Raw genomic sequence first — 25,501 nt, 5'->3', positions numbered from 1 at the left:
TGGTCCGGCGGATAGCGGCACGGATGTAGCCCGCAATCTGATGTTAGGACACCCTGCCCGAGCCGGGTCAGGCCGTGTGTGGCAACTCATCGACGGCTGGCAGGATGGAGGCGTGACCATCATAAAGATAAACGCGATCACCGTTCCGGCCGACAGCGGCGACGAGTTGGCCAAGCGCTTCGCCGCCCGCGCCGGCGCCGTCGACGATCAGGACGGATTCGAGGGTTTTGAGCTCCTGCAGCCCACCGATGAGCGGACCACCTGGCTGGTGGTAACCCGTTGGCGGGACGAGGAGTCGTTCCAGGCCTGGCTGAATTCGGCCTCATTCGGGCACGGCCACCGTTCGGCCAGCGAGCGGGCCGGCGGCGAGGCCCCGCCGCACGTCGGAGTCAGCAGCGAACTCTGGTCCTACGTGATCTCCGGCGGCTCAGCCAAGTAGCTCGACCGCGGAGCCAGCTACTGGAACAGCGCTTTACCGAACCAGTCGCCGGGCCCACTGAGGCCCGGCGGCACGGCGAAGACGCCGCTGCTGGTGTGCCGGATGTATTCGTTGAGCCCGTCGGACTGACCCAGCCGACGCTGAATCGGGACGAACTGCTTGCGTGGATCTCTCTGATAGGCCAGGAAGAACAGGCCCGCATCGAGCAGGCCCGACTGCTGGTCGATGCCGTCGGTATAGGAGTACCCGCGGCGCAGGATCTTCAGCCCGCCGTTGGTCGCGGGCGCGGCCAGGCGGATGTGCGAATCGGCCGCAATGACCGGGTCACCCTTGGAGTCCTTGGCCGCCAGGTCGACCTTGTCGAACTCGTCCTTGCCGGTGAGCGGCGCTCCGGAGTCTTTCGTACGGCCGAAGATGCTCTCCTGATCGGCGATGTAGTCGCTGTCCCAGGTCTCGATCAGCATCCGGATGCGACGGGAAACGACGTAACTTCCGCCCTTCATCCAGGACTGATCAGTCTCGTCACCGACCCAGACGAAGCTGTTCATCTCAGCCTCGTCCTCAGCCTTGATGTTGTTCGTACCATCCTTGAAACCCATGAGATTGCGGGGCGTCTGCTGCGAGGTCGACGTCGAAGAGGTGCGGCCGAAGCCCAACTGCGACCAGCGAATCACCGCCGCTCCGCGGGCCAGGCGGGCGAAGTTGCGGATCACGTGGAACGCCACCTGCGGATCGTCCGAGCAGGCCTGAACACAGATGTCGCCGTTGCTGATGTCGGGGTTGATCTGGTCGCCACGGAAGCCGGGGATGTCGGCCAGGGCCGCCGGGCGCTTGCCGGCCAGCCCGAAACGGCCGTCGAAGAGCGAGGGTCCGAAGCCGACGGTGATCGTGAGCTTGGCCGGTCCCAGGCCGAGCGCCTCCCCGGTGTCGACCGGCGGAGCCTGCGGCGCGGTCTCGGTCGGGCCGATCAACTCACCCAGCACCATCCGGGAGGCGGCGGCGGCCCAGGTGCCGAGCATCGCCTGCAGTTTCAGCACGTCTGTGGTGGTGACGTCGAAGGCCGCGAAGGCGAGCCGATCCTGGGCCGGAGTGGAGATTCCGGCCTGCCGCGGACCGTAGAACGGAATGCTGACATTTGCCGAGGCCGGACCCGACTCATTTGGCGTGTCGGCTGACGCGCGCCCGACGCCGTAACCGACTGCGCCGCCGGCGACCAGCACTCCGGCGCCGGCGGCAGCGGCGCCGAGAAATCCTCGCCGACTTGCGTGGTGAGGATTTCCCGGCTGCTGCTGCTCGTCTGTCATTCGTCCTTGTTTCTATGGATGTGCCTGCTGGCCGGCTTGTAGCCGGTTAGGCGTTGACGACCTTAGCCGCCACGGTCGACAGCGGGTCGTGCACCGCGAGTACGGCGGCCTGCAGCTGCTTGATCTCAGCGTCGGTGAGAGTGTTCCACGGACGGAATCCCGATGGGTCGGTGGTGCTGCGGAAGGTGTCCACCAACTTGTCGAGTGCCGCGAACTGCGTGCTGATCGTGCTGGCCAGCTCCGGGTCGATCTTGTTCAGACCGGGCTTGAGAGTGGCGAAGAGCTGCTCGGATCCCTCTATGTTCGCCTGCATGTCGAGCAGATCGATGTGCGAGTAGTTCTCCTCCTCGCCGGTGAGCTTGGTGCTCGAGACCTCCTCCAGCAGCGCGGACGCTCCGTTGGCCAGATCAGCCGGCTGGTAGGTGAGGGTCTTGGCCGTCGTCTGCAGTTTCTTCACGTCCGTGATGAGCTGGGCGCCGATCGGGGCCAGACCGGCCAGCGACTTCTTCGCGAAGAGGCCGTACTCGATGCGGTGGAAGCCGGTGAGGTCGGTGATCGTCTGCCCGGTGTCGGGGCGGGCGTCGATTGCCGCGTCCAGGTCGGGGAACTTCTCGGCGACCGGCTCGATCTTCTCGTAGTACGGCCGAGCCTTGATGTAGGCCAGTTGCGCGGCAGCCAGGTCGGTACCTGAGAGCGAGGCCACGAATGGCGTGGTGTTGTCGACCAGCAGAGTGGTCTGCGCGTCCACGTAGTCGGCGTAGTCCTTGGTGCCCTGGATCAACAGGTCGTGGGTTGTGCCGGTCGCGGCTGCGGCGGCGGTGCCGGTCACCTTCAGCGGGACCTTAGGGGTGGTCGCGCCGGGGCAGTACATCTCGTAGTCACCGGCGTCGAGCTTCACTGAGATGCTGCCGTTGAAACCGGGCGGCAGGTTCTCCTTCTCACCGACGATGAGCTCGTCCTTGAGCACCTCGAACTCGGTGATGCCGGTGGCGTCCTTGTTGGAGACGTTGAAGGTGATCGGGCCTGCGGCGTAGCTGTCGCGATCGGCGACGCACTTCGCGCTGGTGATCGTCACGTTGGCGACATGCGGGTCACCGGCGGACGCGGTACTGGCCGCCGTCTTGGTGTCGCTGGAGCAGGCGCTGAGGCCGGCGAGCGTACTGAGGGCCAGCAGGGCGAGGGCCGGGCGCGTGAAGCGGTGCGTCATCGTGCAGAACTCCTAGAGAAGCGGTCGAGGTTAATTAGGAGAGCCTAACCTAACTTCGAACCAGCTCCGGTTTGGGATTGGTCACACTCGACGGGGCGGCCGACGTGGGCCGGCGACGGACAAAGGCGAACCAGAGTGCAACCAGCGTCCCCACCACCGCCACCACGGCCAGGCTGGCCGCGACCTGCAGCAGCAGCCGGCGGGTATTGAGATCACTCACCGCCTGTCGGGCCTGATCGGCCTGCGCGACCGTGACGACCGAGGGCCAGCGCGTCGTGGTGGTCTGCGGAGCCAACTGCGCCACACCGACGGAGAAGGACGGCGTGATCACAGTCTTCTGCTGTACCTGCGCATCGATCACCTGCCCGGTGTGCGGCTCGACCCAGAGCGTCAACTCGGCCGTGTCCGCGTAGTTCACCGCGACTTCGCCCGCCTTGGCCCGCACCCCGAAGGGCAGTGAACCGCCGTTGAGCTTGGCGATCTCGGCGTAACTGAGGCTGCTCGGCCGCCCGGCGGCGGGCAACACGGCAACCCGGCCCTGGTAGACCTCGACCGGCATGCTTTCATGACTGTCCGGGCCAACCAGCTGCACGTTGCCGCTGAGTCGATGAGCATCGGCGCCGCTGCCGACCACCGCGGTGTATGGGCTCTGCGGCTGACCCGGACTGCCCAACGACGCCGAATTCTGACCACCAGCCGCGCCCGGGGCCGACTGCTGCGCGCCGGCTGACCGCTGCGCGAAGGCCGGCTTCGCGGGGGCGAGTACGACCAGCAGTAGCGCGGCGACTGCGGCGACAGCTGCGATACCGGCGCTGATGCGCACGACGATCCGGTTGCTCAATGCCCGGCCGGGCGGCCACCCCACGTAGATGCCGACCGGGATGACGTACAGCAGCCAGCCGGTCAGCTCGATGAAGACGGGTCGGGCCTGAATGCCGAGCATCCCGGTGAGCAGCGACTCCTGCACAGTCCCCGGCGTGACGAGCGCACTGAGATCAAGCACCTGATGCTGGCCGAAATTGAGCCAGCCCGCCTCGTGCGCGGTGTGCAGGGCACTGACCACCAGGCCGGCGCTGACCAGCACCAGCATCACACCGGTGATCCGGAAGAACCGGGAGAGGTTGAGCTTCACGCCGCCGCGGTAGATGCCGTAGCCGATGGCCACCGCGACCGCGATGCCGAGAACGGCCCCGGTGGTGGCGGTGGCCCCGTTGTCGCTTTCGTTGTACGCCGCGAGCAGGAAGACCGAGGTCTCGAAGCCTTCGCGCAGCACGGCCAGGAACGCCATCACGACCAGCGCCCAGCCCGATCCCTCAGCCAGCGCCTCGGCGGCCGCCCCCTCGAGCTGCCCCTTCAGCGACCGCGAGTTCCGACGCATCCAGACGACCATGTAGGTGACCATCGCGACGGCGACCAGTCCGATGACCGTCTCCAGCCCCTCCTGCTGACGCTGCGGCAGGTTCTGCGAGAAGACCCGCAGCGCGACGCCCCCGGCAATGCAGAGGAGGGTGGCCGCGAGGACTCCGATCCAGACCCAGCGCAGCAGATCGCGGCGTTCACGCTGCCGCAGGAATGCGGCGACGATGCCGACGATGAGCGCCGCCTCGAGCCCCTCGCGTAAGCCGATCACGAAGGTGGGCAGCATGCCGTCGGAGCCTTTCCTGGACGGCCGCAGAAAGCCACAGGCCGTCGATGAGAGTCGCGTTAGGGTGTCCTTACGACGGTAAGGCTACCCTAATGGCGGCGTATCTCATCCTGTGAATTCCGTCCCGTGGGACACGTCTACGCCCTGACCTGCGGATCGCCGCGCAGCCGGCTGTAGATCACCAGGTCGTGCCACCCGCCGGCCCGGAACTGGGCGTGCCGCAGCAGCCCCTCCCGCTGGTAGCCGGCCTTCGCCAGGGCTCGCTGCTCGGCGATGTTCTCGACGTCCGTCGATGCCTCGAGTCGCTCCACCAGCGTGTTGGCGAAGAGGTACTTGGCGATCTCGTCCTGGGCCGCGGTGCCGTAACCCCGGCCGCGCTGGCCGGCGAGGATGTGGATTCCGACATTGAACGCCCGGGCGGAGACGGCCGGGCCGTGCTGCAGGGCGAACCACCCGACGGTTCCGGCCAATTCCCCGTCCGGGGTGATGACGGCCAGGGATCCGAGGTTGTCGGTGATGAACCCGTCGGCGTTGAAACGGCGCTGCATCGTGTTGGCGGCCCGGAATCCGAAGAACCCGAACGGGTCCTCCTCCGGCCCCTCAGCGGAGAGGCCGTCGAGGTCGTCGAATTCGATCGGGCGGAGACGAACGGTTGCCATTCGGCTGAGTGTATTAGCCAGGCCTAGAGCGGTGAGCTACCACCGAAGGGCAGGCCCGGTTCGGCCAGCTCATCGGCCAGCAGCGTGCCCTGATGGTGCAGCAACCGCCAGGAGCCCTCGGGGCTGAGCCGCCAGAGCGAGGTTCGCCGGGCTCGGCGTGGCGGGCGGCCGTGCCGCAGCGAGACGTAGGTCAGCAGCACCAGGTCAGCGGCCAGCACCCGGCTGGTCATCTCGCTCGCCTCGATCACGCCGCCGTGACCGCTGTGCGGAGTTTGGTCGCTGCCCTCCGCGGCCAGCGCGGCGCTGATATCGGCCCGGTTCCAGAGCCGGCCGGAGGCGCCGATCTCCTGAAAATCCGGGTCGAGGAGCTCGTCGACCAGCCGCTGGGTTCGCCGGACCGAGAGCGAGAGCAGCGCCAATTCGCATTCGACGACGGCCTGCACGTCAACCGAGCTCATAGCTGGCAGCCTGCTCCGATCGCGGCCGGATTTCCAGTCTCGACGATCCTCGGCGGTGGCCTACGGATCGACGACCAGAGGATCGGCGAACAGTAGATTGAGCCGCCGCCACCATCCGGCTAAGGTCGGGGCACTGATTGGGCAGGTGAACCGGATATGACGCTCTGGCGGATGCTCGCCTTCGGCCTCGCCGTCCTGCCGATCTGCCTCACCCCAGGGGTCAGTTTCACGCTGGTCACGCAGCGGGTGCTCACTCGCGGCGCCGGGGCCGGTATCTCGGTCATTCTCGGGACCAGCTGCGGGTTGATCTGTCACGCGACGCTGGCCGGTCTCGGCCTCTCGGCGCTGGTCATGCAGTCCTCGGAGGCTTTCACCGTGGTGAAGCTGGCCGGGGCCGGTTACCTGGTCGCGCTCGGGCTGCGGTCGCTCTGGCGAGCCCGTCCGCGTCGCCGCGTCGAGACCTCCCAGCCGGGCGACGAAGACGGCCCCGGGGCGGCCACTCGGCTGCCCTGGCAGGGTCGCGGCGACTTTCTGCAGGGTTTCCTGGGCAATGTGCTGAACCCGAAGGCCGCTGCTGTCTACTTGACCATCGCCCCGCAGTTCCTGCATGCCGGCTCCCCGCTGCTCCCCCAGACGCTCCTGCTCGGCCTGGCCCACATCGCCGTCGCCACGAGCTGGCTGCTGACGTGGACACTGGTGGTGCAGCTGTCGCGGCGCACGTTCAGCTCGGCCGGATTCCGCCGGAGCATGGATCGGATCTCGGGGGCCGTACTGGTCGCACTGGGACTACGGACGGCAGCCGCAACACGCTGAGGAGGCGCAGATGTCCACCAGAAGTGCACTCCGGATCGGGATCCTGCTGGTGGCCGCGTTAGGGCTGCTGCTTGTAGGACGGGTCTCTGCCGGCGACCACCCGGCGACGAGCGACAAGGCGGGGTACCAGAACGGCTACACGGCCGGGGTGAAGGCCGGGCAGCTGCAGGGCATCCAAGAGGGCATCCAGGAAGGTCGCGCCAGCCAGGTCGGCAGCGAGGTGCCGGCATCGTCGCGGCAGCCGGTCGCCGACTCATTCAACCGCGGATACACCGCCGGCGAGAACGACGCCTTCACCGGCTACGACGGCGGCTGGGCGCTCGGAGTGCCCTACATCGTCACCTTGAAGCCGGGCAGCGCCGGCATCACCTACCGAATCGACGCCCGTCAGCAGCTACAGCCGAACGTCGACTACTACCTCTGCCCCAACGGTCGCGACCTCTGCCAGCTACCTCACTCCTGAGCGGGCCGGCCACCGACCATCAAATTGGGGAGTTTCCCGCCCGGATTCCGGGAATTCGACTCCCCACGCGCAGCCGATCGCCCGGGTTCGGGCTAGAGCGGCGTGGTGTACGCGCTGCTGATTCCGCCGTCCACCATGAAGGTGGTCGCGGTGACGAAGGAGGCGTCGTCACTGGCCAGGAAGGCCACCGCCGCCGCGATCTCCGAGGCCTCGCCGAAGCGGCCCATCGGGATGTGCACCAGGCGCCGCGCGGCTCGCTCCGGGTCCTTGGCGAAGAGTTCCTGCAGCAGCGGTGTGTTGACCGGTCCCGGACAGAGGGCGTTCACCCGGATGCCCTCGCGGGCGAACTCGACGGCCAGCTCACGGCTCATCGCCAGCACCCCGCCCTTGCTGGCGGTATAGGAGATCTGAGAGGTCGCCGAACCCATAACGGCAACAAAAGACGCGGTGTTGATGATCGACCCACCGCCACCGGCGCGCATGTGCTCGATCGCGTACTTGCTGCAGAGGTAGACGCTGGTCAGGTTCACTTCCTGGACGCGCCGCCAGGCCTCCAACCCGGTGGTCAGGATCGAGTCGTCCTCGGGCGGAGAGATCCCCGCGTTGTTGAAGGCGATGTGCAACCCGCCGTAGGTGTCGACCGCGCTCTGGAAGAGTGCCTTCACCTGCTCCTCATCGGTCACATCAACCAGGACGAACGTGCCGCCGACCTGCTCGGCCGCAGCCTTACCGGCGACGGCGTCGATATCCGCACAGACGACCTTCGCGCCCTCCGCGGCGAAGCGAACGGCGGTGGCCAGGCCGATGCCGCTCCCGGCCCCGGTGATCACGGCGACCTTGCCGGCGAGACGATCAGTCATGCGGATTCTCCTTATATTCGTGCAACAGACGGTCCGACGGGGCTGGACGGCGAGTAGTGGGGTGAGCTACCGGTTGGAGATGAAGATGTTCTTGGTCTCGGTGAAGGCCAGCGGCGCGTCCGGGCCGAGTTCGCGTCCGAGGCCGGAGGACTTGTAGCCGCCGAAGGGAGTCCAGTACCGCACCGAGGAGTTGGAGTTGACGCTGAGATTCCCGGCCTCGACACCCCGGCTGACCCGGATGGCCTTTCCGGTGTTCGAGGTCCAGATCGACCCGCTCAGCCCGAACTGGCTGTCGTTGGCGATCCGCACCGCGTCCGCCTCGTCGGCGAAGGGTACGACGGTCACGACCGGGCCGAAGATCTCCTCATGCAGCAGCCGGTCGGCCGGATCGGACGGCGTCAGCACAGTGGGTGGAAACCAGAACCCGGCCCCCTGCGGCGCGTCGCCCCGGAAGGCGATCGGGGCGTCCTCCGGGACGAAACCGGCAACCCGATCTCGCTGCACGGCGCTGATGAGCGGCCCCATCTCGGTCTTCTCATCCTCGGGCGCGCCGACCACGACCCCCCGCACCGCCGACTCGAAGAGCGTCATGAAGCGGTCGAAGGCACTGCGCTCGACGAGGATGCGGGAGCGGGCGCAGCAGTCCTGCCCGGCGTTGTCGAATACCGCGTAGGGCGCGCCGGCGGCGGCCGCCTCCAGATCGGCGTCGGCGAAGATGATGTTTGCGCTCTTCCCGCCGAGCTCCAGAGTCACCGGTTTCAGCTGGGCGGCGGCACCGGCCAGCACCCCGCGACCGACCTCAGTCGAGCCGGTGAAGACGATCTTGGCCACCCCTGGATGATCGACGAAACGCTGCCCGACCACGCTCCCCTTCCCGGGGAGCACCTGGAACACGTCCTCGGGAATGCCGGCCTGCAGTGCCAACTCGGCCAGCCGCAATGCAGTCAGCGGGGTGTACTCGGCCGGTTTGAGGACGACCGTATTGCCGGCGGCCAGCGCGGGCGCGAAACCCCAGGCGGCGATCGGCATCGGGAAATTCCACGGGACGATGATGCCGACGACCCCGAGCGGCTCGTGGATGGTGATATTCAGCCCGTCGGCCACCGGGATCTGCTGGCCGATGAGCCGCTCCGGGGCACCGGAGTAGTAGGCGATGACGTCGCGGGCATTGCCCGCCTCCCAGCGGGCGTTACCGATGGTGTGCCCGGCGTTGCGCACCTCCAACTGCGCCAGGTTCTCCAGGTCGGCGTCGACCGCGTCGGCGAAGCGGCGCAGCAGCCGGGCGCGGTCGCCCGGGCTCACCTCGCGCCAGCTGAGAAAGGCCTTACGAGAGCGGGAGATCGCCTCGTCGACCGCCTCCACCTCCAGCAGTTCGACTGAGGTGACGATCTCTTCGTTGGCCGGGTTGATGACGTCGTAGTTGATGGCGTTCTCCTCCTACATCCGCTCGAAACCGCGCACGCGTTCCCAATCGGTGATCGCTGAGTTGAAGGCCGCGACCTCGATCCGGGCGTTGTTGAGGTAGTGCTCGACCACGTCGTCACCGAAGGCGGCCCGGGCGACCGCGCTGCCACCGAAGAGGGTCGCCGCCTCAGCGAGCGTGGCCGGCACCTGCTCGGCGTCTGATTCGTAGGCGTTTCCGACGAAGGCGGGCTCTAGCTCCAGCCCGTTGTCGATGCCGTGCAGGCCGGCGGCGATCATCGCGGCGACCGCCAGATATGGATTGGCGTCCCCGCCCGGAACTCGGTTCTCGAAGCGCAGCGCCGCCCCGTGGCCGACGACGCGCAGCGCGCAGGTGCGGTTGTCCTGGCCCCACTTCACGGCGGTCGGCGCGAATGAACCGGGGGCGTATCGCTTGTAGGAGTTGACGTTCGGGGCGAAGAAGAGGGTGAGTTCACGAAGTGCCGCCAGCTGACCGGCCAGGAACTGCTCGAAGAGCGGCGACACTCCACCGTCCCGCTCGCCGGCGAAGAGCGGCTGCCCGTCGGGCGCGCGCAGCGACAGGTGAATGTGGCAGGAGTTCCCCTCGCGCTCGTCGTACTTCGCCATGAAAGTAAGGGATTTGCCGTGCTGCGCCGCGATCTCCTTGGCGCCGTTCTTGTAGATCACATGGTTGTCGCAGGTGGTCAGCGCATCGGTGAACATGAACGCGATCTCGTGCTGGCCGAGGTTGCACTCCCCCTTGGCCGACTCCACCGTCATCCCGGCGTCACGCATGCCGAGCCGGATCGCGCGCAGCAGCGGCTCCACCCGCGACGTCCCCAGCACCGAGTAGTCGACGTTGTACTGGTTGGCCGGCCGCAGTCCCTGGTAACGCTTCTCGAAGGCCGTCTCGTACGTCTCGTCGAAGAGGATGAACTCGAGCTCGGTGCCGACGTAGGCCAGCCACCCGCGCTCGGCCAGCCGGTCGAGCTGCCGGCGCAGGATCTGACGCGGCGACGGCGTGACCGGTGACGCGTCGTGCCAGGCGACGTCGGCCAGCACCAGCGCGGTGCCCGGCTGCCAGCTGATGTGCCGCAGCGTCTGCAGGTCGGGGGTCATCGCGAAGTCGCTGTAGCCCGCCGACCAGCTCGACATCTCGTAGCCGTCGACGGTGTTCATGTCGATGTCCACGGCGAGCAGGTAATTGCACCCCTCGGTGCCATGTTCGACGACGATGTTGAGGAAGTAGTTGGCGTCGAAGCGCTTACCCTGCAGCCGCCCCTGCATGTCGACAATCGCGACCACCACCGTGTCGATGCTGCCGTTGGCGACATTGACGCGGAGTTCCTCGAGTGACAGCGGTGCAGGCGACACGGCAAATCCTCTCTGTCGCTTGCGTACGCGAAGGTGTTACCAACATACCTTTTCGAGCGGTACTGCGGAAGGAGCCGACGGCCGATGGGCGGGCTAGAGCAAGCCGCGAAGCAGCGCGGCGGTGGCGTCGACGTGCTCCTCCATATACGTCCGGGCACAGTCCGGTTCCCCGTTGACGATGGCGGAGACGATCGCGGCATGCTGCTCGTCGGAGTGGGCGATGTTCACGTCCAGCACCGGGATCGCCCGCAGCAATCGGTCCAGGCGAAGTTGTACGTCGGCCACCGCGGCCACCAGCGTCTGACTGCCGGCGGCCGCGGCGATGGCCATGTGCAGCCGCGAGTCGGCCAGCCGCCGGCTGCCCGGTTCGTGATCGGCCGCGGCGGCCAGGCACCGCTGCAGGGTGGCCACGTCGACGTCGATGAGTTTGCGGGTGGCGGCCAGAGCGGCCGCCCCCGGTTCGATGACCCGGCGCATGTCCAGGGCATCGTCGATCGCGGTACGCATCGACTCGTCGAGCTGCTCGACACCACGGGGCGTCACCGACTTGTGCGCGACCACGAACGTGCCGCCACCCCGACCCCGGGTGGACTCGACCATGCCGGCGTCGCGTAGCGCCTTGATCGCCTCGCGCAGGGTCACCCGGCTCACGCCGAGGGTGAGGGCCAGCTCGCGCTCCGGAGGCAGCCGGTCGCCCTCACTGAGGACGCCCAGTTTGATGGCCCGAGCCAGCCGTTCGACGGTCACCTCAAAGGCATTGCGGATCGGCACGGGCGAGTAGACCGAGTCGGCCCAGAGCGATTCGAGGCTGGTCATGCGACGCTCCGGACGTCACTACAAGCCTTTACGAAGCTGGAGAAGAGCGTGCCCCGCCGATCAACCTCGGGGTGCCATTGAACACCGATCACCCAGCCACCCCCCTCCAGCTCGACTGCTTCGACAACGCCGTCGTCGGCCCAGCCAACCGCCATGAGACCGTCCCCGAGCCGGTCCACTGCTTGATGGTGATACGCCGACACCTCGGTGTGCCCGCCCATCATCTCAGCAACCCGGCTCCCGGACCGGAAATGCACAGGATGATTTCCGACAACCCCGGCGACCGCGCAGTGCTCGTCGTGCCCGACCACCTCGGGCAGGTGTTGGGTCAGCGTTCCACCGAGGGCCACGTTGAGCACCTGCAATCCTCGGCAGATGGCGAGGATGGGACGCCCCAGCACGAGGGCGCGGCGGGCCAGGGCCAGCTCGAAGACATCCCGATCCGGGCGGGGCGGTCCGGTCTTCGGATGCCGGGGCGCGTCGTAGCACTGCGGGTCGATGTCGGCCCCACCGGTGAGCAGCAGCCCGTCGACGATCTCCAACACCGACGCCGCTTCACCCTCGTCGCCGCCGGGCGGTAGCAGCAGCGGCACCGCGCCCGCCGCCCGTACCGCGCAGACGTAGCTGGCGTGCAGCACCGCGGCCTCCTCGCGCCAGACACCCCAGTTCGCCACCTCGCCATAGGTGCTGACGGCGATGCGAGGGGCGCTCATTTTTCGGAGTCTACGGCTGCGTGATCGTCTGATCATTTACCGTTGCCGGTATGGCCATCGATCTGAATGCCGACCTCGGCGAGGGCTTCGGGGTCTGGGCGCTGGGCGATGACCTGGGCCTGCTTCCGCAGTTGAGCAGCGCCAACGTCGCCTGCGGATTCCACGCCGGTGACCCGCCGACCATGCAACGCGTCTGCCTGGCCGCGGCCCAGGCCGGGGTCACGATCGGGGCACAGGTGGGCTACCGCGACCTCATCGGGTTCGGGCGCCGGCACATCGATATCGCCCCGGCCGACCTGACCGCTGAGATCGTCTACCAGGCCGGGGCACTGCAGGCCTTCGCGTCCGCCGCCGGCACTCGGGTGCGCTACTTGAAGCCGCATGGCGCGCTCTACAACACCGCTGCCGTCGACCCGGCGCAGGCCGCGGCAATCGTGGATGCGGCCGTCCAGCTCGGCGGCCAACTGCCGCTGCTCGGCCTCCCCGATTCGGAACTGGCGCGGGCCGCGCTGCTGCGTGGCGTTCGTTTCGTCGCCGAGGCCTTCGCCGATCGGGCCTACCTACCGTCAGGACAGCTGGTGCCGCGAGGCGAACCCGGCGCGGTGATCGACGACGAGGCCGAGGTGGTGGCCCGCGGGGTGCGGATCGCCACCGAGCAGCGCGTCACCGCCGTCGATGGAACGCAGATCGAGGTCAACGCGGCGTCTCTCTGCCTGCACGGCGACACCCCAGGCGCGGTCTCACTGGCCCGAGCACTGCGGGCCGGGCTCGAGGCGGCCGGTGTCGAGGTGGCGAGCTTCGCCCGATGACGCTACGGCTGCTGCGCTACGGCGACCGAGCGCTGCTGATCGAGGTGACGAACCCAGAGGCGGTGCTGCCCCTGGCCGAGTTCGTCGGCCGGCTTCCCGGCGTGATCGAGGTGGTCCCGGCGGCCCGCAGCGTCCTGCTCCGGTTGGCCGCCGACGTAGCCGGCGAGGCGGGTACGCCGGCCGCGGTACGCGCGGCGCTGGGTGACTTCGATGAGACCACTCCCCCTCCGGCCGCCCGCGGCCGGAGCCATCGCATCGCGGTGCGCTACGACGGCGCCGACCTGCAGAGCATCGGCCGGCAGACCGCGCTGAGCCCGGCCGAGGTGGTGAAGCGCCATAGCGGCGCGGTGTACCGCGTCGCGTTCTGCGGCTTCGCCCCGGGCTTCGCCTACCTCAGCGGCCTACCGAGGCAGCTGCAGCTGCCCCGACTGGCCACGCCGCGCACCTCCGTGCCGGCCGGGTCGGTGGCCATCGCCGCCGAGTACAGCGCGGTGTACCCGCGCTCCTCGCCCGGCGGCTGGTTGCTGCTCGGCTCCACGACCGAGACGCTCTGGGATCTCGCCGCGAACTCGCCGGCGTTGCTGAGTCCTGGCGACACCGTTCGGTTCGAGGCGATATGACGCTACGGGTGCTGCACCCCGGTCCGCTGGCGACGATTCAAGACCTCGGCCGCTTCGGCTACGCCCACCTCGGCGTCAGCACGAGTGGGGCCGCCGACAGCGCATCCCTGCAACTAGCCAATCGGCTGGTCGGGAACGTGCCGTCAGCGGCGGCGATCGAGGTGACTCTCGGCGGACTGGTAGTGCGCTGCGAATCGGCGGTGAGCATCGCGCTGGCCGGTGCCGACTGCGGCGGCGTCGACCATCACGTCGCGCTCTCGCTTCCGGCCGGGACTGAACTGCGGCTGGGCCGGCCAACCTCCGGACTGCGCACGTATCTCGCGGTTCGCGGTGGCCTCGACGTGCCGCCGGTTCTCGGTTCCCGCAGCACCGACACCCTCAGCGGGATCGGACCGCCGGTGCTGCAACCGGGTGACCTGCTGCCGGTCGGCACGCAGGTGCAGGGCGGGATCGACGGTGCCCTGGCCCTGGCCGCGGTGGCCCCGCCCCGGCTGCGCGTGGTCCCCGGCCCCCGGGACGACTGGTTCAGCGCCGACGCGCTGAGGTTGCTCACCGCGACCGACTGGCGAGTTCGTAGCGACTCCAGTCGGGTCGGCGTCCGCCTCGACGGGCCGCCGCTGGACCGCTCGGTGCCCGGCGAACTGCCGAGTGAGGCGACCCTGCCCGGAGCGCTGCAGGTTCCCCCCAGCGGCAATCCGATCCTGCTCGGAGCTGACGCACCCGTGACCGGCGGCTATCCGGTGATCGCCGTGGTGCACTCCGCCGACCTGCCGCACTGTGGGCAGCTGCGTCCGGGTGACACTCTCCGCTTCCGATTCTGAGCCGTCCGCCCGGCTGGAGCGGAGACGCCGCCTCAGCCGAAGACGATCGTCTTGTTGCCGAAGACCAGCGTGCGGTGCTCCAGATGAGCGCGAACGGCCCGGGCCAGTACCACCGTCTCCAGATCACGCCCCTTGCGCACCAGGTCACTCACCGAGTCGCGGTGCGAGACCGCCTCCACGTCCTGGGCGATGATCGGCCCCTCGTCGAGATCGGCACTCGCGTAGTGGGCGGTCGCACCGATGATCTTCACACCGCGGGTCTGGGCCTGGTGATACGGGCGGGCGCCGACGAAGGCCGGTAGGAATGAGTGGTGAATATTGATGATTCTCGCCGGGTAGGCGTCGAGCAGCGGCGGGCCGAGCACCTGCATGTAGCGGGCCAGCACGACCAGCTCGACATCAGCCTCGGCCAGCACCTGCAGGATCTGACGCTCCTGCTGCGCTTTGGTCGGTGGCGTCACCGGAAGATAGTGGAACGGCGCTCCGCTGAAGTGAGCGAGGGCCGCATGGTCCTCGTGGTTGCTGATGACCGCGACGACCTCGGCCGGAAGCTCGTCGGCACGCCAGCGGGCCAGCAGGTCGGCCAGGCAGTGCGGCTGTTTGGAGGCCAGCAGCGCGATCCGCGGGCGCTCGTCGGTGAAGCGCACCGCGACGTTCATCTGGAAACGCCGAGCCACCTCGGCGAAGGCCGGGGCGACCTCGTCGCGGGCCAGATCACCGCCATCAAGATCGAACTCGACCCGCTGGAAGAAGACGCCGGCCTCCCGGTCGACGTGCTGTTCGGCGTGTACGACGTTGCCGCCGTGGCGGAGCACGAAGTCGGCGACCGCAGCCACCAGTCCACGCTGATCAGGACAGGAGAGCAGCAGAACTGCGCTGGTCACCGATTCCGGTTGCGCTTGGCCTTGCGCAGGTTTCGCGCGAAATAGACCACGATCAACACGCTCACCCCGCCGATGACCGCCTTGCCCTGTGGGCTCTGGGCCCGGGCCAGCAGTGCGTTCTTGGCATCATCGGCGATGTGCTTCGGGTTGGCCCGCTCAGCTAGCTCGTCGACGGTGGTCGCGAGCGATACCCGAGCCTGCTCGATCTCCTGCTGGATCTGTTCGGCCGTACGAGGCACGTCTAACTTCCCTTCGTCTCACTGGTTCGGGTCGCTCAAGCCTAGTCGGTGCCCACCGGATAGCGTGAGAGCCATGACCCGCCTAGCCCCTGGGGACTCAGCCCCGGACTTCACCCTGCCCGACGCCGACGGCCAGAACGTCTCGCTCGACGACTACCGCGGCCGCAAGGTCGTCGTCTACTTCTACCCGGCGGCCTCGACCCCCGGCTGCACCAAACAGGCCTGCGACTTCCGCGACAACCTCGCTGAACTCAATGACGCCGGGTTCGCGGTGCTCGGCATCTCGCCCGACAAGCCAGCCAAGCTGGCCAAGTTCCGCGACGCCGAGGCGCTCACCTTCCCGCTGCTGAGCGACCCCGACCGCGAGGTGCTGAAGGCGTACGGGGCGTTCGGCGAGAAGACCATGTACGGCAAGACCGTCGTCGGCGTGATCCGCTCCACCTTCGTCGTCGACGAGGCGGGCAAGATCGAGACGGCTCAGTACAACGTCAAGGCAACCGGTCACGTCGCGAAACTGCGGCGCGACCTGTCGGTCTGAGTTCTGACCCGCCCCGGGCTGAGTCACGCTAGGCTGTTGCACGGTTTGGGGCCGTAGCCCAATTGGCAGAGGCATACGGTTTAGGTCCGTACCAGTGAGGGTTCGAGTCCCTCCGGCCCCACAGAATTCTGCCCGGCGAGGCTGACCCGCCTGCCGGGCAGTTCGCTCTGGTTAGCCCTGCCGGGCGTTCCAGCGCGGGTTGCGCTTGTTGATCACGAACGAGCGACCACGGCGACGAACCACGATCGATCCGTCCTTGGCCTTCAATGCCTTCAACGAGTTACGTGCCTTCACGATGACCGTCCTCTCTAGACGTTATTGAGAACGATTTTCACCATCCCGCTATTCCGAGCAGCCGCGGCGGGCAGGCAGTAACGTCTCGGACGTGCCCACCACGTCCGTGCTGCTCTCCTTCCTCGGCGCCACCGTGCTGCTGATCCTGCTGCCGGGGCCGAACATGTTCTTCCTGCTGGCCCGCGGTATCGGCAGCGGTCGCCAGGCCGCCGTCGTCTCGGCCTTCGGCATCGAGGCCGCGACCACGGTCTTCGTGGTGGCCACCGCGTTCGGGTTCAGCGCGGTCCTCGCATCATCGGCCATAGCCTTCTCGGTGATCCGCTACGCCGGCGCCGCTTACTTAATCTACCTAGGATTACGGACGATTCTCGGTGGCGGCGAGATCGAGCGGCAGCTCGATTCGACCCCGGCCAGCGCCCGCCGCTCGGCCCGTGAGGCCTTCCTGGTCGGGATCACCAATCCGAAGGTCGCCCTCTTCTTCGTCGCGTTCTTCCCGCAGTTCCTCGACCCGGCTCGTGGTCCGGTGGCGGCCCAAACCTTCCTACTGGGCGCGATCTTCGTCGTCGTCGGGCTCAGCTTCGACCTGGTCTTCGCCTTCAGCTCCGGCTCGATCGGACGGCTGCTGCAGCGCCGGCCGGCCATCCTTCGGCGGCAGCGCTACGTGAGCGGCCTCGCCTACCTTGGCCTCGGGGCCTTCGCCGCCGCCACCGGGCAGCGCCACCACTGACCGGTCGGCGACAGCGACCTAACTGCTGGCGGCCGCGCCGGCTGACTCGGTGGCCGCCTCGCCGACCGGCGCACTGCGCAGCTCGGTGCCGACTGAGCTCAGGCACTTCCCGTCGGCCAGGCGCCACTTCCAGCCGTGCATCTGGCAGGTCAGCACGCCGTCCTCAATCTCCCCGAAGCGGGTGAGATCGGCCTTGAGATGTGGGCAGCGCCGCTGGATCTCCCAGCCGTCCATCACGATCGTCTCGTCGTCGTTGTTCTTCTCGGCGAACCAACCCTCGGCGTAGTTGAGCCGCTCCTCCGACAAGCACTTGAAGAACGTGTAGATGAATTCGTTGTACGGCCCGATGCGCAGCGCCGAGAAGCGGCAGGAGAGGAAGAGGCTGTTCACCCAGTCGATCTCGTGCTCGAAGATCAGGTGCTCCAGGTAGGCCCGGCGGGTGCGGAAGCGGTAGCGCACCTTCTCCTCGTTGTAGGCCCGCACCTCGCGGGTTTCGAAATCGAGGATCAGGTCGACGTCACCGCGCTCGGCGTCCTCGGCGGTGATCCGGACTCCGCCGTTGATGCCCGCGGCCATCTGGTCGGCCTCGACCAGCAGCGGGGTGAACCACTCCTGCAACGCGGTGAGAACGTCGATCTCCGGGTGGGCCCAGGTCTTCTTCAGCGCCTCGACCTCAGGCATCCGCCGGGCCTGCATGGCGCGCAGGTAGCTCGTCTTGTCGGCAAAGAGCGCCTCGACCTCGGAGTCGCTGATCGGGTGGTGCACCGGCGCGCCCGCCTCGGTGACGTTGGTGACGCTTCCGGGCAGCAGCAGCCGCCCCTCGTCGTGCCCCTTCTCCTGCAGGAATCGCAGGTAGACGCTCTGGTCGGGGAAGATGTTCGACTCGTCGTCGAAGATGTCGTTGAAGCCCCAGAGTTCCTCGTCCAGGAAGCAGGGTGGTCCAGCCGTCGGGTAGACGTACTTCGCTCCGAGCTCTTCGATGTAGCGCAGTGACCGGTCGAACTGACGGGCCCGCTTCGTCGCGCCGAGCGCCTCTTTGGCTCGCTTCGGCAGCTCGTAGACCATCGGGAACCAGATCGCGCCGGAGAACTGGATCAAGTACGCGTCGACCGGGCCGAGCTCCAGAAAGCGGTCGAGGTTGGAGGGTCGAGCGTCGTTCTGGTTGAGCAGCCGGGTGGTGCCATCACTGACCCAGAGCGACGAGTCGCCGATCGGGCCGTCGGTCGGCGAGGTGAGCGACTGGATCATGATCTGCAGGCCGTCGACTTCGACGACCTCCTCCGAGACCGTCTTGACGAAGGAGTGGAAGCCCAGATCGCGCAGGGCATCCTCCAGCTCCGACGTCGGGAAGGCCGGCAGCAGCACGGTCGCGTCCTTGCTGATGAAGCGACGCAGGTGCTCGGGGTCGAAGTGGTCGTGGTGCAGATGCGAGACGAAGAGGTAGTCCGCCTGGCCCAGCGTCTCCCAATCCAGCTGGGAGTTGTCCGGGAACGGAAACCAGGAGCCGAAGTAGGCCGGATTCACCCAGGGATCGGTGAGGATGCTGCCGAAACGCGTCTCGATCAACGCGCTGGCATGACCTAATCCGGTGATTCGCATAGAAAACTGGCTCCGCTTCACTCAACTGCCGGCACGGCTGTGCGCCCCGCCGGGGCCTGTCCGACCCCCACCCAACGGTAGCGGCACCGCGTCCGAAGGGCGCACAGCCACGTCGCGTTCATGCCGGAACCGGCACGACGCGCCGATTAAAGGTTTGGGTACTAGACCGTTTATGGGTGAGGTGTCTAACATCGCCTCACGATCGTTCGCTCTCCTAACCCTTCACTCCGCTGCGCAGCGCCACATGGCTGGTCCGGGCTGACTCATTCGGGTCCGCCACTTTCCGAACACGACGGGGGAAATCTCATGACCGAGGTCACCGAGCTTAGCGAGGACGAGCGTCGACTCGCAGAACTCGGCTACAAGCAGGAGCTCAACCGTTCCTGGTCCGGCTTCTCCAACTTTGCCATCTCCTTCTCGATCATCTCGATCCTGGCCGGATGTTTCACCAGCTTCGGCCTGGGTTGGAACAACGGTGGCCCGGCGGCGATTGCCTGGGGCTGGCCGATCGTCGCGACCCTCATCCTGATCATCGGGCTCTGCATGTCCGAACTCGTCTCGGCCTTCCCGACCTCGGGCGGTATCTACTGGTGGGCCTCGAAGCTCGGCGGCCCCAAGGCCGGCTTCTACACCGGCTGGCTCAACCTGATCGGTCTGCTGGCCATCGACGCCTCGGTGGCTTACGGCTGCGCCACCTTCACCGACCTCACGCTCGGCACCTTCGACAGTGGCTACACCGCGGGTGACCTGCACCGGATCTTCGTCTACTTCATCATCGTTCTGGCCCTGGCCGCGATGGTGAACATCTTCTCCAGTCATCTGCTGGCCGTGCTGAACAACATCTCCGTCTGGTGGCACGTCTTCGGCGCCGCGGCCGTCGTCGCGATCCTGATCTTCGCCCTGAAGCCGGGGGCGCACCACGCCAGCGTCAAATCCGTCTTCACCGGCACCGTCAACAACAGCGGATTCTTCGGCGGTGAGACCGGGAGCATCGGCTTCATCCTCTGCGTCCTGCCGATCTCGATGATCCTGACCCAGTACACGATCACCGGCTATGACGCCTCGGCCCACCTCTCCGAGGAGACGAAGAGTGCCGCTGGCTCCGCGGCCCGCGGCATCTGGCAGTCGATCTTCTACTCGGCCATCGGAGGCTGGATCCTGCTGCTCGCCTTCCTCTTCGCGGTGCAGGACAAGGACGGTGTCACCGCCGGAGGTGGCGCGGTGGCCACGATCTTCAACCAGGCGCTCACCTCGGGCTGGGCCGGCACCGTGCTCTTCATCTCGGCCGCCGGGCAGTTCTTCTGCACCTGCGCCTGCATGACCAGCACCACCCGGATGCTCTACGCCTTCAGTCGTGACCGGGCGGTGCCGGGCTCGCGCTACTGGTCGAAGCTGAACAAGAACAAGGTTCCGGTGCACGGGGTCATCGCCTCGGCCATCATCGCCGTCATCATCACCCTGCCGGCGCTGGTGAAGGTCAACGTCGGCACGGCCGACGCGCCGATCATCGTGCCGATCGCCTTCTACGCCGTGGTCTCGATCGGGGTGGTCGGGCTTTATCTGGCCTTTGCCATCCCCATCTTCCTGCGCTGGAAGGCCGGCTCCAAGTTCGTCGCCGGCGCCTGGACGCTGGGCGCGAAGTACAAGTGGATGTGCCTGATCGCGGTCGCCGAGATTCTCGTGACGTCTCTGGTGGCCCTCTTCCCGACCTCCGCCCTCGGTGTCCCCTGGAGCCCCGGGTTCGCCTGGAAGTACGTCAACTACACCCCGATCATCGTGATCGGAGCGCTGATTCTGCTCTGGATCTACTGGCACCTGTCGGTGAAGCACTGGTTCACCGGACCGAAGACCACGGTTGACCTGCCGGCCGGCGTCTCCGCCTCCGACGAGATCGCCCTCGAGGAGCACGGCGGACACTAGCCGGATCCGCCGCGCGCCGGCTCGGACCGACCAGCGGACAGACCCGCGGAGCCGGCTGCGCATTTTCTGAGGGCCGCATTTTTCGAAGTGCGAAGAGCGGCCAGCTAGGAGAGACTGCTTGCTTCGAGCCGTGGGAGACACGGCGTAGCTCCGACATGGAATGTCTCGGTGAGAATGCACGAAGTAAGTGGCTCCGCGCCGGTCGCCGCGACCCATGCGGTCACGCTGCGTGCCGTGCTGCGGTACCGCCTACGCGTCATCTGGGCCGCCGCCCAGCGAAAGCCGGCCGTCGGCGGGGTCCGCATCATCGCCTCCACCACCGGCCTGGCCTTCATCATCGCGGGCGTCTTCGGGATCTGCGGGCTTTACCTGCAACCGGTCCCGCTGCCGAACACGACTCTCCTCACCGCGGTGGCGGTTGTCACGATCATCTCCGGGATTGTCACGATCGCCGTCGGCCACCGCATACCGCACATCGCCTTTCATCCCCTGCTCGTCTCAGCGACGGTCATCATCACGGTCGCCGTCTGCATGGTTGGGCCGGACGACCAGGTCTCCGCCCTCGACGACGCGATCATGTTCATGCTCGTGGTGCTGGGGGCCTCCTTCTACTTCCCGTGGGGGGCGGCGCTGGCGCACATCGCGTTGGTCGAGGCCTGCTCGGCTTTCGCCTTCCACTACAGCGGCCTGATCGAGGCCCAGGTGCTCTACCTGCAGGGCTGCCTCGTCATCCTGGCCTTCGCCGTGGTCTGGCTGACCCGGGCCGCGGCGGCAGCCGAACGTGATCCACTCACCGGGCTCTACAGCCGTCTCGGCTTCGAACTGCGCCTGACCCAGGCGATCGCCGACGCGCAGCGCAACGAGAGCCCGCTGGCCGTAGTGGTGATGGATCTCGACGACTTCAAGTCGGTGAACGACCTCGCCGGGCACAGCGAGGGTGACCGCTTACTGAGCGCGCTCGCCGCGATCTGGAAGCCGATGGTCTCCCGCTCGAAGGTGCTCTGCCGGCAGGGCGGCGACGAGTTCGCGCTCATCCTCCCCGGCTACACAGCCAATCGGGCGGCGGGTCTGGCCGATTCGCTTCGCGCCGCGGTGCTACATGAGGCGTCGTTCTCGGCCGGCGTGGCGGAACTTCGCCCGGACGACTCCCAGTCGAAGCTGCTCGGCCGCGCCGACGTGGCGCTGTACAACGCCAAGAGTGGCGGCGGTGGCCAGACCTCCCAGTTCGGCGTCGTCGACGACGCCTCGGCCGCGGCGCAGCTGTACCGCGCCCTGCAGGACGGGCAGTTCGAGGTCTACTTCCAGCCGATCGTCGACCTCAAGCGCGGGGCGGTCACCGGCGACGAGGCGCTGATCCGGTGGAACCACCCGGAACGCGGGATGGTCGCCCCGGGCGAGTTCATCCAGCTGGCCGAGACCAGCGGGGCGATTCATGTCCTCGGGCGTTGGATGCTGCGTGAGGCGTGCGCCCGCACCGCGGCGCACATCCGCGAGACCGGTGTGCCGCGATCGATCTCGGTGAACGCCTCCGGCCACGAACTGACCAACCCCGAATACGGGGACTACGTCGCCCAGGCCCTCGCCGAAGCCGACCTGGACCCGTCCGCGCTGATCATCGAGGTCACCGAGTCGACCTTCGACGCCGACCACCTGCGGGTTCTCGCCGTGCTGCGTGACCTGCGCGAACTCGGCGTACGGATCGCCATCGACGACTTCGGCACCGGCTACTCGTCGTTGAACCGCCTGGAGAACCTGCCGGCGAACGTGCTGAAGGTCGACCAGTCCTTCGTCGCGGCGATACCGGAGCAGGGCGGTGAGATGCCAGTGCTGCGGGCGATCGTTGCGATGGCGATGGCGCTGGACCTGAAGATCGTGGCCGAGGGTGTGGAGACCGCACGCCAGGCGCGGGTGCTGACCGAGCTCGGCTGCTCGCATGCGCAGGGCTACTTCTTCGGACGCCCGGCACCACAGCATCAGGACGCTCCGCTCAATCCGGTGCCGAGCACGTCGATGAAGCAGGTCAGCAGCGAGGCCTGGCTCATCAGCCAGATCGTCGCCTGATCCCGCTCGGACGCGCCCCCGCTCGGCGGACGCTTCTCACTGTGGCGGGGCTAGCCACTCCTCGTCCAGGATCGACACCAGCACCTCGTCGTACCACGCGCCGTCATGGAAGACGGCCTCTCGCCGCCGACCCTCCTCGATCAACCCGGCTCGTGCGCAGGCGTACAGACTGGCGACATTGAAGGCGGCCACGGTCGCCTGCACGCGATGCAGCCCGACCTCCCGGAAGAGGTAGCTGATGATGAGGCGGATGGCATCGGTGCCGTAACCGTGCCGGGCGTGCTCAGGGCCGATGAGGAGACCGAGCGTCGCGCAGCGCCCCTGTGGGCGGATCCCAAAGGCGCCGACGTGGCCGATCAGCTCCGGCTCGGCGTCGGGGGTGGGCCGCGTCTCGACCGAGAAGCCGATGTCGTTGCCCTGATTGGCACTCCACTCGGCGAACCTCTCCCGGGCGGCGGCCTCGGACACCGGTATCACCCAGTCAGTCAGCGTCGCCAGCACGCGGGGGTTGGTCTGCCAGACGACCAGCGTGGCCAGGTCATCCTCGCGCGTGCCTCGGAACCGGACCCGCTCGCCCACCAGCACCGATTCGGCGTACTCGCGGGCGGAGTCGGAGTTGGTCAGCTCGCTCATGACGACGCGCCTCCAACGGGACCGGTGCCGCCCTGACTCGCACCCGGCGCCCACTCAGGGCTGAGGATCGCCAGCTGGATCTCGTCATGCCAGCCGCCGTCATGGAAGATGGCCTTCCGGCGGCACCCCTCCTCGACGAAGCCGGCCTTGCGATAGGCCTGTCGGCCGGCCGTGTTGAAGTCGGCCACCGCGAGCTGGACCCGATGCAGCCCCACCTCGCGGAAGAGGTAACCCACCATCGTGCGTAACGCGTCCGTGCCGTAACCATGGCCGCTGAACTCTGGCCCGAGAAAGACGCCGACGCTCGCCGAGCGACCCTGGGGGCGGATGTCGAAGGCGTTGATCTGGCCGATGAGCGTCGGCTCCACGGCGGCGCTCCATCGTGTCTCGATCGCGAACCCAACCTTGCCGTCCCCGTCGTTGGCGGTTCGCTCGGCCGTGGACGCCTTGGCCGCCGCCTCCGACGGCGGCCTGAGCCACCCCTGCAGGGTGACGAGCACGCTCGGGTCCTGCTGCCATCGGGCGAGCAGGTCGAGATCTTCGGAGCGGGTGGCTCGAAGCCGTACGAGCTCGCCGGTGAGCACCGCCTGGCCGTAGTTCGCCGCGTCCTTGTTTCCGCCTATCAGCACTGGACCCACCGTCGCTCTTGCCCCTCACTCGCCTGATTACTCGCCCGGCCTCAGCGGCTCGGGAACTGTTCGAGCAGAAAGGGCAGGAGCGCCCGAAGCGCCGCCGACCGGTGGCTGATCGCGTCCTTCTCGGCGGGGTCGAGCTCAGCACTGGTGCGATCTGCGGGCACTCCCGAGGCTGTCGGCTGCCCCTCAGGCACGAAGATCGGGTCATAGCCGAAGCCGTTGGCGCCCACCGGTTCACGGATCAGCCGGCCGGGCATCGTTCCCAGCTCGACGTGTTCGACCCCGGACGGGGAGGCCAGCGCAGCGGCGCAGACGAAGCGTCCGCCGCGGCGATCGTCGGGCGTGTCACCCAGTTGGGCCAGCACCAGCTTCAGGTTCGCTTCGTCGTCGCCGTGCCGCCCGGCCCAGCGAGCCGAGAGCACCCCCGGCATGCCGTTGAGGGCATCCACCTCCAGGCCGGAGTCGTCGGCGACGGTGACGAGGCCGGTGTGCTTGGCCCCTTCCCGAGCCTTGAGCAGCGCATTCTCGGCGAAGGTCGCCCCGGTCTCCGGGACTTCTTCGTACTCCGCGACGTCATCGAGGCCGAGCACGGTAACACTCACCAGCGGCTCGAGAATCCGCCGGAGCTCACCGAGCTTCTTGGCGTTGCGAGTGGCCAGTAGCACCTTCGCCGGGTCGCTCACCGGGCCAGTGCCTGCCTCTGCAGCGCGTCGAGCTGTGCGCAGCCGGAGACGGCCAGATCCAGTAGCGCGTCGAGCTCGTCACGACGGAACGGCGCACCTTCGGCGGTGCCCTGCACCTCGATGAACTCACCGGAACCGGTGACGACGACGTTCATGTCGGTCTCGGCCCGGACGTCCTCCTCGTACATCAGGTCCAGGCGGGGCTGCCCGTCGATGACTCCGACCGAGACCGCCGAGACCGGGTTGATGATCGGGTTGGCGCTGGCCAGCGCCCCCTTCGCATCGAGCCAGCTCACCGCGTCAGCCAGTGCCACGTAGGCCCCGGTGATCGCGGCGGTGCGGGTGCCGCCGTCAGCCTGGATGACGTCACAGTCGAGCGAGATCGAGTTCTCCCCGAGGGCCTTGAGGTCGATCGCCGCGCGCAGGCTTCGGCCGATGAGGCGGGAGATCTCGTGGGTGCGGCCGCCGAGCTTGCCCCGTACCGACTCCCGGTCGTTGCGGGTCAGGGTGGCTCGCGGCAGCATCGAGTACTCCGCGGTGACCCAGCCCAGGCCGCTGCCCTTGCGCCAGCGCGGCACGCCCTGCACGACCGAGGCCGCGCAGAGCACCTTGGTCTCGCCGAATTCGATGAGCGCGGAGCCCTCGGCGTAGGCCTGCCAGTTGCGGGTGATGGTGATCGGGCGGAGCTGGTCGACCGCGCGACCGTCCGGGCGCTGAGTGCTAGACATGATTTGCACTGTACGGGGAAGCTCCGACACTGATTCGAGGACGCGGCGGGGTCGCCGCCGCCGCCGCTCTGCGCGCGTTCACCGTAGCTGTTTCGTAGCTGTCGGCCGCCGATGATGGCCGGATGATGCTGTCAGCC

At 67.7% G+C, this 25,501-nt stretch carries 28 protein-coding genes and 1 tRNA gene; 11 read left to right on the top strand and 18 right to left on the bottom strand.

What is annotated here, in order from left to right:
- Positions 1-112: 112 nt before the first annotated feature.
- Positions 113-439: an antibiotic biosynthesis monooxygenase gene (locus CPH63_RS10185; protein ID WP_096305062.1), complete on the top strand. Its 327-nt coding sequence runs from the start codon at positions 113-115 to the stop codon at positions 437-439.
- A gap of 17 nt (positions 440-456) precedes the next feature.
- Here the strand turns inward: CPH63_RS10185 and efeB are convergent, their stop codons facing one another.
- From efeB to CPH63_RS10160, 5 genes are all read right to left on the bottom strand, one after another.
- Positions 457-1,743 carry an iron uptake transporter deferrochelatase/peroxidase subunit gene (gene efeB / locus CPH63_RS10180; RefSeq protein WP_096302862.1) on the bottom strand — a complete coding sequence of 429 codons (1,287 nt, stop codon included), beginning with the start codon at positions 1,741-1,743 and terminating at the stop codon, positions 457-459.
- Between the two features lie 46 nt (positions 1,744-1,789).
- Complete coding sequence (gene efeO / locus CPH63_RS10175) at positions 1,790-2,950, bottom strand: iron uptake system protein EfeO (protein WP_096302861.1); 1,161 nt, start codon at positions 2,948-2,950, stop codon at positions 1,790-1,792.
- Between the two features lie 49 nt (positions 2,951-2,999).
- Positions 3,000-4,595, bottom strand: coding sequence for an iron uptake transporter permease EfeU (gene efeU / locus CPH63_RS10170; protein ID WP_096302860.1), 1,596 nt, complete (start codon positions 4,593-4,595; stop codon positions 3,000-3,002).
- 137 nt (positions 4,596-4,732) lie between these two features.
- Complete coding sequence (locus CPH63_RS10165; RefSeq protein WP_096302859.1) at positions 4,733-5,254, bottom strand: GNAT family N-acetyltransferase; 522 nt, start codon at positions 5,252-5,254, stop codon at positions 4,733-4,735.
- Between the two features lie 23 nt (positions 5,255-5,277).
- Positions 5,278-5,712, bottom strand: a complete 435-nt coding sequence (locus CPH63_RS10160) for a DUF4440 domain-containing protein (RefSeq protein WP_096302858.1) — start codon at positions 5,710-5,712, stop codon at positions 5,278-5,280.
- 156 nt (positions 5,713-5,868) lie between these two features.
- Here CPH63_RS10160 and CPH63_RS10155 point away from each other — a divergent pair, with 156 nt between their 5' ends.
- Both CPH63_RS10155 and CPH63_RS10150 read left to right on the top strand, forming a co-directional pair.
- Entirely contained in the window at positions 5,869-6,525 is a 657-nt protein-coding gene (locus CPH63_RS10155; RefSeq protein WP_096302857.1) for a LysE family translocator, read from the top strand.
- Between the two features lie 10 nt (positions 6,526-6,535).
- Positions 6,536-6,988 carry a hypothetical protein gene (locus tag CPH63_RS10150; protein WP_096302856.1) on the top strand — a complete coding sequence of 151 codons (453 nt, stop codon included), beginning with the start codon at positions 6,536-6,538 and terminating at the stop codon, positions 6,986-6,988.
- 92 nt (positions 6,989-7,080) lie between these two features.
- Here CPH63_RS10150 and CPH63_RS10145 read toward each other — a convergent pair whose 3' ends face one another.
- The 5 genes from CPH63_RS10145 to CPH63_RS10125 all read right to left on the bottom strand — a co-directional run bounded on the left by CPH63_RS10145 (position 7,081) and on the right by CPH63_RS10125 (position 12,173).
- A complete protein-coding gene (locus CPH63_RS10145; protein WP_096302855.1) occupies positions 7,081-7,848 on the bottom strand; it encodes a 3-oxoacyl-ACP reductase in 768 nt (255 codons plus the stop codon).
- A gap of 66 nt (positions 7,849-7,914) precedes the next feature.
- Positions 7,915-9,273 carry an aldehyde dehydrogenase family protein gene (locus tag CPH63_RS10140; RefSeq protein ID WP_096302854.1) on the bottom strand — a complete coding sequence of 453 codons (1,359 nt, stop codon included), beginning with the start codon at positions 9,271-9,273 and terminating at the stop codon, positions 7,915-7,917.
- Positions 9,274-9,285: 12 nt separating this feature from the next.
- Entirely contained in the window at positions 9,286-10,644 is a 1,359-nt protein-coding gene (locus CPH63_RS10135; RefSeq protein WP_241895864.1) for a glutamine synthetase family protein, read from the bottom strand.
- A gap of 93 nt (positions 10,645-10,737) precedes the next feature.
- Positions 10,738-11,460 (bottom strand): FadR/GntR family transcriptional regulator, encoded by a 723-nt coding sequence (locus tag CPH63_RS10130; RefSeq protein ID WP_096302853.1) that lies wholly within the window; start codon positions 11,458-11,460, stop codon positions 10,738-10,740.
- Complete coding sequence (locus CPH63_RS10125) at positions 11,457-12,173, bottom strand: gamma-glutamyl-gamma-aminobutyrate hydrolase family protein (RefSeq protein WP_096302852.1); 717 nt, start codon at positions 12,171-12,173, stop codon at positions 11,457-11,459. Before CPH63_RS10125 ends, CPH63_RS10130 begins: the two co-directional genes overlap by 4 nt.
- 50 nt (positions 12,174-12,223) lie before the next feature.
- On the opposite strand from CPH63_RS10125, the gene CPH63_RS10120 reads away from it, so the two are divergent.
- The 3 genes from CPH63_RS10120 to CPH63_RS10110 are packed head-to-tail and all read left to right on the top strand — an operon-like array spanning position 12,224 to position 14,423.
- Positions 12,224-12,982 (top strand): LamB/YcsF family protein, encoded by a 759-nt coding sequence (locus CPH63_RS10120; protein ID WP_096302851.1) that lies wholly within the window; start codon positions 12,224-12,226, stop codon positions 12,980-12,982.
- Positions 12,979-13,602 (top strand): allophanate hydrolase subunit 1, encoded by a 624-nt coding sequence (locus CPH63_RS10115; protein WP_096302850.1) that lies wholly within the window; start codon positions 12,979-12,981, stop codon positions 13,600-13,602. The genes CPH63_RS10120 and CPH63_RS10115 overlap by 4 nt, the downstream gene beginning before the upstream one ends.
- Positions 13,599-14,423, top strand: coding sequence for a biotin-dependent carboxyltransferase family protein (locus CPH63_RS10110; protein ID WP_096302849.1), 825 nt, complete (start codon positions 13,599-13,601; stop codon positions 14,421-14,423). The genes CPH63_RS10115 and CPH63_RS10110 overlap by 4 nt, the downstream gene beginning before the upstream one ends.
- A 32-nt stretch (positions 14,424-14,455) precedes the next feature.
- On the opposite strand, the gene purU is transcribed toward CPH63_RS10110, so the two are convergent.
- Positions 14,456-15,307: a formyltetrahydrofolate deformylase gene (gene purU, locus CPH63_RS10105; RefSeq protein WP_096302848.1), complete on the bottom strand. Its 852-nt coding sequence runs from the start codon at positions 15,305-15,307 to the stop codon at positions 14,456-14,458.
- A complete protein-coding gene (locus tag CPH63_RS10100) occupies positions 15,304-15,546 on the bottom strand; it encodes a DUF3618 domain-containing protein (protein WP_096302847.1) in 243 nt (80 codons plus the stop codon). Before CPH63_RS10100 ends, purU begins: the two co-directional genes overlap by 4 nt.
- Positions 15,547-15,619: 73 nt before the next feature.
- Here CPH63_RS10100 and bcp point away from each other — a divergent pair, with 73 nt between their 5' ends.
- The gene (gene bcp / locus CPH63_RS10095; protein ID WP_096302846.1) at positions 15,620-16,084 is read left to right on the top strand and encodes a thioredoxin-dependent thiol peroxidase; all 465 of its coding nucleotides are present in this window, start codon (positions 15,620-15,622) and stop codon (positions 16,082-16,084) included.
- A gap of 47 nt (positions 16,085-16,131) precedes the next feature.
- A tRNA-Leu gene (locus CPH63_RS10090) sits at positions 16,132-16,205 on the top strand.
- Between the two features lie 50 nt (positions 16,206-16,255).
- On the opposite strand, the gene CPH63_RS10085 is transcribed toward CPH63_RS10090, so the two are convergent.
- Positions 16,256-16,378, bottom strand: a complete 123-nt coding sequence (locus CPH63_RS10085) for a ribosomal protein bL36 (protein WP_096302845.1) — start codon at positions 16,376-16,378, stop codon at positions 16,256-16,258.
- A gap of 91 nt (positions 16,379-16,469) precedes the next feature.
- Here CPH63_RS10085 and CPH63_RS10080 point away from each other — a divergent pair, with 91 nt between their 5' ends.
- Entirely contained in the window at positions 16,470-17,105 is a 636-nt protein-coding gene (locus tag CPH63_RS10080) for a LysE family translocator (RefSeq protein ID WP_197704654.1), read from the top strand.
- Positions 17,106-17,123: 18 nt separating this feature from the next.
- On the opposite strand, the gene CPH63_RS10075 is transcribed toward CPH63_RS10080, so the two are convergent.
- A complete protein-coding gene (locus CPH63_RS10075; RefSeq protein ID WP_096302844.1) occupies positions 17,124-18,704 on the bottom strand; it encodes a Rieske 2Fe-2S domain-containing protein in 1,581 nt (526 codons plus the stop codon).
- Positions 18,705-19,010: 306 nt separating this feature from the next.
- Here CPH63_RS10075 and CPH63_RS10070 point away from each other — a divergent pair, with 306 nt between their 5' ends.
- Positions 19,011-20,624, top strand: a complete 1,614-nt coding sequence (locus CPH63_RS10070; protein WP_096302843.1) for an amino acid permease — start codon at positions 19,011-19,013, stop codon at positions 20,622-20,624.
- A gap of 174 nt (positions 20,625-20,798) precedes the next feature.
- Complete coding sequence (locus CPH63_RS10065; protein WP_096302842.1) at positions 20,799-22,685, top strand: bifunctional diguanylate cyclase/phosphodiesterase; 1,887 nt, start codon at positions 20,799-20,801, stop codon at positions 22,683-22,685.
- A gap of 36 nt (positions 22,686-22,721) precedes the next feature.
- Here the strand turns inward: CPH63_RS10065 and CPH63_RS10060 are convergent, their stop codons facing one another.
- Genes CPH63_RS10060 through rph form a run of 4 tightly spaced genes read right to left on the bottom strand, consistent with a single transcriptional unit; the run spans position 22,722 to position 25,364 of the window.
- Positions 22,722-23,318 (bottom strand): GNAT family N-acetyltransferase, encoded by a 597-nt coding sequence (locus CPH63_RS10060; protein WP_096302841.1) that lies wholly within the window; start codon positions 23,316-23,318, stop codon positions 22,722-22,724.
- A complete protein-coding gene (locus CPH63_RS10055; RefSeq protein ID WP_157749432.1) occupies positions 23,315-23,947 on the bottom strand; it encodes a GNAT family N-acetyltransferase in 633 nt (210 codons plus the stop codon). The genes CPH63_RS10060 and CPH63_RS10055 overlap by 4 nt, the downstream gene beginning before the upstream one ends.
- A gap of 50 nt (positions 23,948-23,997) precedes the next feature.
- Positions 23,998-24,636, bottom strand: coding sequence for a non-canonical purine NTP pyrophosphatase (locus tag CPH63_RS10050; RefSeq protein ID WP_096302839.1), 639 nt, complete (start codon positions 24,634-24,636; stop codon positions 23,998-24,000).
- The gene (gene rph / locus CPH63_RS10045) at positions 24,633-25,364 is read right to left on the bottom strand and encodes a ribonuclease PH (protein WP_096302838.1); all 732 of its coding nucleotides are present in this window, start codon (positions 25,362-25,364) and stop codon (positions 24,633-24,635) included. The genes CPH63_RS10050 and rph overlap by 4 nt, the downstream gene beginning before the upstream one ends.
- Positions 25,365-25,501 lie beyond the last annotated feature (137 nt).

The organism is Jatrophihabitans sp. GAS493 (assembly GCF_900230215.1).
In the GTDB taxonomy this organism is placed as follows: domain Bacteria; phylum Actinomycetota; class Actinomycetes; order Mycobacteriales; family Jatrophihabitantaceae; genus MT45.
This window is presented reverse-complemented; position numbering and strand designations above follow the sequence as displayed.